This window comes from Methylobacterium oxalidis, assembly GCF_007992195.1.
GTDB lineage: Bacteria > Pseudomonadota > Alphaproteobacteria > Rhizobiales > Beijerinckiaceae > Methylobacterium > Methylobacterium oxalidis.
On record NZ_BJZU01000174.1, the window covers coordinates 1 to 9,217 of the forward strand.

The following is a 9,217-nucleotide window of genomic DNA, read 5'->3' on the forward strand; positions in this document are numbered from 1 at the left end:
GGTCGCATTGAACGCGCCCGTCTCCAAGATCGACCACGGCTGGGCCGGCCAAGTCTGGCTGGAGACCGCGCGCGGGACTGTGCGCGCGCGCACCGCGATCGTGACCGTGCCGACGAATGTGCTGGCAGTGGAGGGCGTCCGCTTCGATCCGCCCTTGCCGGACAAGGTCGCGGCCGCCCAGGGACTGCCTCTCGGCCTCGCCAACAAGGTGTTCCTGCGGCTCGACACGCCCGAGGAGCTTCCGAGAGATGCCCACCTGATCGGCAACCCCAGGACGAACCAGACCGGCGCATATCATCTGCGCCCCTTCGGTCGCCCGGTGATCGAGGGCTACTTCGGCGGCACGCTGGCTCGGGCGCTTGAGAATGAGGGCGATGCGGCCGCCGAGGCCTTTGCGCTCGACGAACTCGTGGCCCTTCTCGGCGAGAGCTTTCGGAAGAGAGCTCGACTGTTGGTCTGCACCGCGTGGGGCCATGTGCCCACGATCGGCGGCTCCTACGCCTTTGCACGGCCTGGATCTGCGGGGCAGCGGGCGGCTCTCGCCGCGCCGATCAACGATAGCCTCTTCTTCGCGGGCGAAGCCACCTCACCAAACGCCTTCACTACGGCCCGCGGAGCACATGCCTCTGGACTGACGGCAGCAGAGCAAGCGCTGGCGGTGCTGCGACCTTGACCCTGCGCATCTTCAGCGCTTCCTGGTTCTACTGATTGGGGCCGGCAGCAATCTCCGCCCTGAGCAAGCGCCTGCGTCGGCGCGAGGCTGAGTGAGGCCAGTGCAATTGCGTAGAGATGCCGACGAAGGCGATGCGTGGGGCGCTCCGGTGCTGTTGGCCAGCACTTGCCCAACCTTAGGACCCCTGTAGAGTTCATTCTGCATGCGGCTGACGCGGTAGCCTTCCCCAACCGAAATATGGTCTCGCCCGCCGATTGTTCATCCACAAGGTCTTTCGCGATCGAAGAATTTAACATGTATCACTGATAGAATGGTGATTTTATCAGTTGTTGATTTATAAAATAGATTGCGATCAGGCCTCTAGAAGTAACACATGACAATGGCAGGCGTTCAACCTGCTTGTACGTGATAACTGATCACCAGGAGCGATGCTGCCGCTGGCACGTGGCCGCGCCCTTTGCATCACTGCAAGCGAAAGTGCAGCGTTCATGGCCGCAGGTTCTAGCGCCGAGAAGGCGCCGCTCATCCGCAAGCTGGAGAGCATCGCGAATCTCTCGGACGCGGCGCGCGAGGCCGTTTCCGCATTGCCAATGACCGTGCGCGTGGTGGAGGCGCGACAGGACCTCGCCCGCGACAAGGATCAGCCCGCCCATTGCTGTCTCCTCCTGACGGGCTGGGCCTGCCGCTACAAGCTCCTGAATGAGGGCCGGCGGCAGATCCTGTCCCTCCACGTTCCCGGCGACATCCCTGATTCGCAGAGCCTGCACCTGCGCGTCCTAGATCACGGGCTCGCCACGCTGACCCAATGCCGGGTCGGCTTCCTCCCGCATGAGAGCTTGCGCGAGCTGTGTGTCCGGTTCCCTGATGCGGCGTCCGCGCTATGGCGCGATACGCTGATCGACGCGGCCATCTTCCGCGAGTGGATGACCGGCATCGGCCGCCGCACGGCCCACGGTCGGATCGCGCACGTCTTCTGCGAGATGTACCTCAAGCTCCACGCCGTCGGTCTTGCCGAGAACCACCGCTGCCCCTGGCCGATCACACAGACCGATCTGGGTGATGCGCTCGGACTGACCAACGTGCACGTCAACCGCATGCTGCAAGATCTACGCGCCCAGGCGCTCATCGGTCCGCGGTATAGCGAGCTCGTCATCTACGACTGGGACGCGCTCTGCGCGCTCGGCGAGTTCGACGAGACCTACTTGCACATGGAGAGAAAGGCCGCCGCGTGAACCTGGATCTCAAGCCAGTGCGGGTCGCGACGGGAAGCGGAGATGAAGAGGGGCGCCTCATCTTCGCGGATGGCTACCTCGTAGCGGTTTTGGTGCAATTGTCGGACGAGCACGGCGCGGAGGCCCGCAAATGGTTCTTCGAGGCCGGCTTCGGGCAGCTTGCCGGCCCGGATCAACCCACCTTCGCCGATCTGGACGAGGCGAAGGCTTGGATCACTCGGCGACTCCGGTGAGAGATGCTGTTCGCCACTGCCGAGGTCGCAGGGTTTCCGTCCCATAGGGACTATTCTGAACAAGCTCCAGCTCCCAGGCGAAGCTCCAGCCGAACTAAATCGTCCGAGCGCTTAACCTGCGCTGAAGTGGAGGCAGGTCTTCTATGGTCCAAGACGTTCATCCAAGTGGCAGGATGAAGCAATGAAATCGGATCAGGAACTAACACAGGATAATCTCACGAAGCTGTCAAGCCTCGTGACTGACACTGTTTCTGATTGCTTGAGCAACGGTAAGAAGGCGAGCAGCAGCCTGATCGAGCGCCTTAGAACATATGAACGCACCGCCCGCGATGCGGATTTGGGCGCCCAGACCGTACAGGTCATCGCGTCGGGCCGCCGCCTGCTCGGTGACCGCCGCAACTTGAGCCCGCGCTGAGACTGCCTGCAAGCCCGACCTGTGCGACGCGCAGGCAGAGTGGTACCTGCCCCGCCAGCGTTATTTCGCAGTCCTGCATGAGCCTCATCCCCGTAGTCCGGCGGTCAAGCGAGCCAGTTCATGCAACTTTTTCAAACTGAATGGGGAACGCCAGGTTCGCCGCGGCGGGCTTTTTTGCAACTGCCTGATCTTCGTGATGAACAAGACCTACCAACCGAAGTTGGTCTAGGGGAATACTGGGCGAGAGCGGCAAGCCGGTGACCCAGGAACTTCCCGACCTCAAGGAAACGCAAGAGTTGCTCGATCTCTTGGCACGCCAGGACCAACAGGTGCGTGCGGTCCGCTACCGCTACGGCGTGCATGCGGGTCCCAAAGCGCACTTGGCATCGCAGGTCCTTGCGATGAAAATGTCTCCCAAGGTTCGCTTGGCCCGCAAAGCCCTCTTGGCGATCGGAGAGATCAACGACAGACCGGCTCCACAAAGCTTGCTGGTCCTGCTGGTACAACAGGCGCGGCTGATCCTGCTGGCGTGGATGGTCAGGCGGGTTCTACGGGCTCTGAAGCACCGGCAGGTGCTGCTGGACGAATTGGTCCCACGGAGCTGACCGGTCCGGCCAATGCGGCAAAGCGAACCCAGTCGAGCCAGCGCAGGCGAACCCCAAACAGCCTGCCCGGTTGGTCCGACGGTGAATGTTCCACCAGGATGGGGAAAAGCGACCATGCCCGAGCAGCCGGATGGATCTCCGACCCCGGAGCAGTGGGCTGCCGCAGACCTCGCGGCACAAATGGTAGCTCCTTGGGCTTTTGCGTTCCGCGCCTACCAAACTCTTTGGTTCCAGCCATACATTGAGATGGGTTTGGCCGTGAAGGACATGTGGTCGCCGTCGTGGTGGGCTTTCTCTTGCCACGTTTCACCTGCGCGAATGTCTGATCGCTAAGGCTCTGGGCATGCTGGTCTGGCTGGACCTGGTTTCCTCCCCAGCACGGCCCCGCCGACACTCCTTGCTCCCCCTCGATGCTGGCGGGGCCGTCTCTACTCTTCTCGCGCGCTCATTCTCACTCGCCCCGCAGCCTCAGGGCGCGGGGTTCTTCATGTTCCTCTTCGCCGCGGCGGGTAATCAGGAGCGAGCGCTCTGTGACCCGCTCAGGAGGCGTTGAACAGTTCCACAGCCTCCATGGTTGAGCGGGAGCAAACCAACAACCTTGGAGGAGACTTGCATGACCCGCCTAAGCTTACTTTGCGGCGCCACCGCCGTTGCCGTCATTGGCCTCGCTCCTGCTGCTTTCGCGCAAGAGGGCGGACCTTGCACGGACGACATCGCCACGCTCAAGCGCAGCCTCGGCACGCAGGTCGGCATGGGCGCACCCGTGTCCGAGCCGGACTACGGTCAGCGCAAAGGACCGAGCGACACAGCTGCTCAGAAGAACGCTGCCAACACGACCGGCACAGTTGGCTCACGCGAGACAGACCGGTCGCAGCCCGGCGGCGCGGGACGCGAGGCGGGCGGCAGCCCGGGCACAGTAGGTGGTGTAGCCGGTCCAGTCGGCGCAGCCACGGGTTCAACGCAGGCGGACGCGGTCGCGAGCGGCCGGGTCGCGACCTCGCCCGAGGATGTGCGCCGGCAGTCAGAGAACCGGCCCACCACGGCAGCAGCGGCCGCTCAAGATGGCGGTCAGTCCACCTCGGGTGGGCCTTCGACTGAGGACAAGGTCTCCCAGGCCAAGATGGCTCTGCAGCGAGCGGTAGACCTCAACGCCAAGGGGGATCAAGGCTGCCGCGATGCGGTCAAGCAGGCGCAGAGCCTGATGCCGCAGCAGGGACGCTGATCGGCATCCTACTCGCTGGCATCGCCCTGCTACGCGGCCCCAAGCAGAGGCTCCTGGGGCCGTTTTCGCGCCTACGCTTCACTTGCGTGAGTTCGTCTCGAAGTCAGGGCTGGCATCCTGGTCGTGCTGGCGGCGCAAGCCGCCGGCGTGGCCTCGTCCGCGTGTTCCTCCAAGATGCCGGGGCGGGGCCACTTTTCGCAACGATCAGCACTCAGCCTCAGGGCTCGCAGAGCACTCTCCTGCCGCGCTTCACCTGCGTGAATGCCGAGGATGAAGCTTGAGGCAGGGTGATGTAGCCGGAGCGAACATCTCTGGCGCGGCCTCGCCGGTCTTCCTTTCCTTGTCCAACGTCGGCGGGGCCGCTTCATCCGAGACGGCTCGCCGGCATGAAAAAGGGCCGGACATGCCGGCCCTCCTCACTGTATGCTGCAGGGGAGTGATCAGCGGGCGCCGGACGACGTACCGCCGGTCGTACCACCCGTGCTCATGTTGGCACCGCCGCTGTGGCCGCTGGTCGAACCAGCAGTGCCGGTCGTGGCAGGAGCACCACCCACGGCCGTGCCGCCGGTCGCGGAGCCAGTGGAGCGCTCCATCGCCTTCTCGCTGTTGCTCTTCACGCTGCCGGGGCTGTTCATGTTGCCCTCCGCGCTGCCGCCGCCGGCAGGCGTCTGCGCCCAAGCGGCGCCAGTCAGTGACAGAGCGACAGCAGCGGCGAGAGCGATTGTCTTCGTGGTCATGATGTTCTTCCTTCCCTGGTTTGAACTCGGGGTCAGAACGCTCACCAGCACCAAGATGTTCATCCTGCCATCCGCAACTTCAGTCGCCGCTTCATCTCACCCCGCTCAGCTCCAGCGCCTCATAGATCGGGTCAGACAAGAAGCATTGGCATCAGCAGGTCTCCAAAAGGAGCAATTCGGTCGCCCCTTTGTGCCACCGCCTGGGCCAACCCTTCATCTATGAAAAACAGGAAGAACAGGGCGCAAAACGGGAATGGTCGCGCGGCCCGACCCGGCCATCGGGCATTAGTGTAAGCCTGAACGTTTGTTCGGTCTTATTTGCAAGCAACTACGCCATTCGATTTATAGCAAGCCATTCAGCAGGGGTTTAGGTTCAACCAAATAGTCTCAGCGCGAACGAGAGAGCGCAATGCCGAAAGAGATTGGTCCTGATCGTCCGATTTGGCCGCCGGTGCCCGAGCCCACAAAGCCTCCGCCCGCTCCAAAATCGTCGGTGTGACGCAGCGCACAGTCCCCAGCGCAGCAGGGCGCTCTAACCGTTCCCACTCACCACGGAGGGTGACAACCATGTCGGACGCTCACCAGCAACTCGTCGAAGCTCTCCGGGCCGTCGTTGCCCAAGATCCCGAGGCGCATGCCCTCGTGATCCACGCCCTTGAGGTCGCCGAGCGCGAGAGGTCGATCCGCTCGAGCCAGTCTCGTGAAGAGGTCCCCGGTCCCTACGCGCCGAACGCCTGGTCGATGTACGCCGGGCGGACGCACTGATCGATCAGTTCGGCCTTTCCGGCCTCGGCACCATCTCGATCAGCGCCTTCTCCAGTTCAATCCGGATCAGCCGTTCGCACTCGTCGGGATCATCGTTGGCAGCCAGTTCCTCTGCCAGTCGCTCGCCCATGCCCGCCAGTCTCGCCCGGGTTCGCTCGATGATACCCGCCGTCGGCGGATGCAACTTGCGGATCTTCTCCAGAGCGTCGTTGTCGCCCCGCACGGCTAGGACGATGATGTCGGCGGTGCTCATCTGTGCCTGCTCCGCTCGCTAGCCTACTTGCTCTCCTCGACGACCTCAGTCTCGGATAGCTCGGTCAGAGCATCGTAGATCTCTGCGCGGCCGTACTCATCGACGAGGGGCGCCATCGCCAAGGGTACCCGGCCGCCGGTATTCGAGGGAATGGCGAGAAGTCGGCTTCGGCAGATGCTGAACATGTTTGTGATGGGGCGATGAGGATCCAGACACCTGCTGGCAGTGTCGCGCGGTCGAGTTTGCGCAGGACAGCTTCTGCAACGTCCGCTTCGGAGAAGCCGCGAGAGTCGGCTGAGCGGCCGAGATGGGCGCAATGCCGAACAGCTGACTTTGGCCGAAAGCGGCTCGTCCGCTTCTGGGCTCAAGCTATGGGCAAGCGGACGTTCTGCGCAGCTCAGGTCAACACCTCAGAGCGTCTCCTCCCGACGTTGAACGTGCGAGCGGGGAGCGTTCGGCGGTCCATGCTGCAATTCCTGCCGGCAGCGCTGCCCCTCGGAGCAGAGGAGAGCCGTCCAACCTACGCAGCGGGCAAAGCTTGCACGGGTCTATCTGCAGGGATCAGGCGACAGTGCAAGCTCGGCCAGTGGCCCATCGTAGCCTGTTCCTCCTCATCTTCCGCCCCGCCATCCTGTTCCTGAATGGGCTCGGCAACCGAGCATGCTGTCCTACTAAGCTGCAGGGCTCGGTTTGTTCAAAGAAGGCCTGCGCCGCGTGCCCACCGGTACTTCGCACCGAGCACCTCGACGGGCAACTCCGTCGAGTAGGCATAGGCCGGGATGCCGTGGTCGTAGAGGTACTGCGAGGCTTCCTCGACCTCCACGTCACCCGCGAGCGAGGCAACGATCGGCTTCTCGAACCCCTTGGCCCGCATCTCGTCGCGGACTTCCACGACGTTCCTCGCGAACACCATTGGGGGTGTGATGATGGTGTGCCAGTAGCCCAGGATGAGCGCGTGGATCCGCTCGTCCTCCAGCCCGAGCCGGATCGTGTTCTGGTAGGTGACTGGTGGCTCGCCGCCCGTGATGTCGACAGGGTTACCCGCCGCACCGAAGGGCGGGATGAACTTGCGGAAGGCCGCATCGAGATCGTCGGGCATGCCCATCAGCGACAGGCCGTTGTCAACAACGGCATCGGAGAGCAGCACACCGGAGCCGCCGGCACCCGTGATGATGACCACGTTCTCGCCCTTTGGGGTCGGCAGGATCGGCACGCCACGGGCGAACTCAAGCAACTGGCGGAGCGAGCGCGCGCGGATCACTCCGCACTGCTTGAACACATCCTCGTAGATCCTGTCGTTGCCGGCGAGCGCGCCCGTGTGGGAGCTCGCCGCCTTCGCGCCCGCCGAGGTGCGGCCGGCTTTGAGCACGATGACAGGCTTCTTCTTCGAGACGCGCCGCGCGGCTTCCGCGAAGCTCCGGCCGTCCTTTAGATCCTCGCAGTGTTGGGCGATGACCTTGGTCGAGTCGTCCTGCTCGAAGAACGCCAGCAAATCGTCCTCGTCGATATCGGACTTGTTGCCGAGCCCAACGATGGCCGAGACGCCCATCTTGGTCGAGCGCGAGAAGCCGATGATGGCCATGCCGATGCCGCCCGACTGCGAGGACAGGGCAGCCTGACCCTGCACGTCAAAGGGCGTGCAGAACGTCGCGCAGAGGTTCTTGGCCATGTAGTAGAAGCCGTAGATGTTCGGCCCCATCAGGCGGATGTTGTAGCGTCTTCCAATCTCCTGCAGCTCCTGCTGCCCCGCGTCGTTCCCAGTCTCGGCAAAGCCGGACGGGATCAGGACCGCTCCCGCCACACCTTTCTCGCCGCATTCCGTGAGCGCCGCTGCCACGAACTGGGCAGGGATGGCGAACACGGCGACGTCTACGGAACCCGGCACGTCTTTGACTGACCGGTAGGCCTTCAAGCTCAGGATCGTGTCGGCCTTCGGGTGGATCGGATAGATCGTGCCCTTGTAGCCGCCGTTGATGAGGTTCTTCATCACGGAGTTGCCGATCTTGCCTGCTTCGGCCGAGGCGCCAATCACCGCCACGGTGTCGGGGCGCATGATGCGGTTCATGCCCGCGACGATCTCCGCCTGCGATCGCGCTTCTGAGGTGGGTTTCGCGGCGAAATCCACCACGATGCGTACGTCCGCAGCTGTTGCATCACGTGCCGTGGCGAAGACGGGATTGAGGTCGAGCTCCGAGATTTCCGGAAAGTCTGTGACGAGTTGCGAAACCTTGACGATGATGTCGGCAAGCGCCTCGTGATCGACCGGCTCCGATCCGCGCACGCCCTTCAGCATCTCGGCGGCTTGGATGCCGTCCAGCATCGAGAGCGCATCCTCGCGGCTGGCAGGTGCAAGCCGGAAGGTGATGTCCTTCAGCACCTCCACCAGCACGCCGCCAAGCCCGAAGGCGACGAGCTTGCCGAAGGAGCCGTCGGTGACCGCGCCGATGATGACCTCGGTGCCCCCTTTCAGCATCTGTTGGACCTGGACGCCGTCGATGCGGGCATCGGCCTTGTAGCTCTTGGCGTTGGCTAAAATTTGTTCGTAGCCCTCGGCTACGGCTTGGCCGGACGAGACACCTACGATGACGCCGCCGGCTTCCGTCTTGTGCAGGATGTCTGGGGAGACGATCTTGAGGACGACCGGGAAGCCCATGCTCTCGGCCTTCTGCACGGCGTCCTGCGCCGATGTTGCAACGGCTTCTTTGGGCACTGGGATGCCATAGGCGTCACAGACCAGCCGCCCCTCGGGAGCGGACAGCGAGCCGCGACCATCAGCCTTGACGCGATCGAGGACCTGCTGAACCTGTGCCTTGTTACCGGCGTGAGTTTGTTGAACCGAGTTCTGAGGGGCCGAGCGGGTCATCGTCGTCTCCTGATTTTCATTGGTGTCGGGTTGTCGACGCTCGATCTGATCGCAGCTCCGAGCGCGGCGGCTTCTACGATCCAAATTTGTTTGAGCGACGCGTATATTCCTGATCCGCACAGGATTTATTTCCGTAGTCTCGGATGTCCTACTCGGCAGCAGCCCCACCGGGTGCTTTGATGGCGCCGGAGCCGGCGATCTCGACGACCTCCTCCTCCG

At 63.3% G+C, this 9,217-nt stretch carries 10 protein-coding genes; 7 read left to right on the forward strand and 3 right to left on the reverse strand.

Annotated elements, in window-relative coordinates:
• The 6 genes from MOX02_RS28205 to MOX02_RS28230 all read left to right on the forward strand — a co-directional run.
• The coding region (locus MOX02_RS28205; protein WP_147029107.1) for a flavin monoamine oxidase family protein at nt 1–673 on the forward strand (673 nt) is incomplete at its 5' end.
• A 428-nt stretch (nt 674–1,101) separates the two neighbouring features.
• Nucleotides 1,102–1,905, forward strand: a complete 804-nt coding sequence (locus tag MOX02_RS28210; RefSeq protein WP_306424535.1) for a Crp/Fnr family transcriptional regulator — start codon at nt 1,102–1,104, stop codon at nt 1,903–1,905.
• Nucleotides 1,902–2,138 (forward strand): hypothetical protein, encoded by a 237-nt coding sequence (locus MOX02_RS28215; protein ID WP_147029108.1) that lies wholly within the window; start codon nt 1,902–1,904, stop codon nt 2,136–2,138. Before MOX02_RS28210 ends, MOX02_RS28215 begins: the two co-directional genes overlap by 4 nt.
• Nucleotides 2,139–2,319: 181 nt before the next feature.
• Nucleotides 2,320–2,553, forward strand: coding sequence for a hypothetical protein (locus tag MOX02_RS28220; protein WP_147029109.1), 234 nt, complete (start codon nt 2,320–2,322; stop codon nt 2,551–2,553).
• Nucleotides 2,554–2,810: 257 nt separating this feature from the next.
• Entirely contained in the window at nt 2,811–3,158 is a 348-nt protein-coding gene (locus MOX02_RS28225; RefSeq protein ID WP_147029110.1) for a hypothetical protein, read from the forward strand.
• A 613-nt stretch (nt 3,159–3,771) separates the two neighbouring features.
• Entirely contained in the window at nt 3,772–4,380 is a 609-nt protein-coding gene (locus MOX02_RS28230; protein ID WP_147029111.1) for a hypothetical protein, read from the forward strand.
• Between the two features lie 440 nt (nt 4,381–4,820).
• On the opposite strand, the gene MOX02_RS28235 is transcribed toward MOX02_RS28230, so the two are convergent.
• The gene (locus MOX02_RS28235) at nt 4,821–5,117 is read right to left on the reverse strand and encodes a hypothetical protein (protein ID WP_147029116.1); all 297 of its coding nucleotides are present in this window, start codon (nt 5,115–5,117) and stop codon (nt 4,821–4,823) included.
• A gap of 567 nt (nt 5,118–5,684) precedes the next feature.
• Between MOX02_RS28235 and MOX02_RS28240 the strand changes: the two genes are divergently transcribed.
• Nucleotides 5,685–5,882: a hypothetical protein gene (locus MOX02_RS28240; RefSeq protein WP_147029112.1), complete on the forward strand. Its 198-nt coding sequence runs from the start codon at nt 5,685–5,687 to the stop codon at nt 5,880–5,882.
• Nucleotides 5,883–5,886: 4 nt separating this feature from the next.
• Here the strand turns inward: MOX02_RS28240 and MOX02_RS28245 are convergent, their stop codons facing one another.
• Together MOX02_RS28245 and MOX02_RS28250 are read right to left on the reverse strand one after the other, a co-directional pair.
• Nucleotides 5,887–6,135, reverse strand: coding sequence for a hypothetical protein (locus MOX02_RS28245; protein ID WP_147029113.1), 249 nt, complete (start codon nt 6,133–6,135; stop codon nt 5,887–5,889).
• 694 nt (nt 6,136–6,829) lie between these two features.
• Nucleotides 6,830–8,998, reverse strand: a complete 2,169-nt coding sequence (locus MOX02_RS28250; protein ID WP_147029114.1) for an acetate--CoA ligase family protein — start codon at nt 8,996–8,998, stop codon at nt 6,830–6,832.
• Nucleotides 8,999–9,217: the final 219 nt, after the last annotated feature.

What these genes read in the sequence shown, in the direction of transcription:
- MOX02_RS28245 (WP_147029113.1), bottom strand. Translation starts at nt 6,135, where the DNA reads ATGAGCACCGCCGACATCATCGTCCTAGCCGTGCGGGGCGACAACGAC.
- MOX02_RS28230 (WP_147029111.1), top strand. Translation starts at nt 3,772, where the DNA reads ATGACCCGCCTAAGCTTACTTTGCGGCGCCACCGCCGTTGCCGTCATT.
- MOX02_RS28240 (WP_147029112.1), top strand. Translation starts at nt 5,685, where the DNA reads ATGTCGGACGCTCACCAGCAACTCGTCGAAGCTCTCCGGGCCGTCGTT.
- MOX02_RS28210 (WP_306424535.1), top strand. Translation starts at nt 1,102, where the DNA reads ATGCTGCCGCTGGCACGTGGCCGCGCCCTTTGCATCACTGCAAGCGAA.
- MOX02_RS28250 (WP_147029114.1), bottom strand. Translation starts at nt 8,998, where the DNA reads ATGACCCGCTCGGCCCCTCAGAACTCGGTTCAACAAACTCACGCCGGT.
- MOX02_RS28235 (WP_147029116.1), bottom strand. Translation starts at nt 5,117, where the DNA reads ATGACCACGAAGACAATCGCTCTCGCCGCTGCTGTCGCTCTGTCACTG.
- MOX02_RS28220 (WP_147029109.1), top strand. Translation starts at nt 2,320, where the DNA reads ATGAAATCGGATCAGGAACTAACACAGGATAATCTCACGAAGCTGTCA.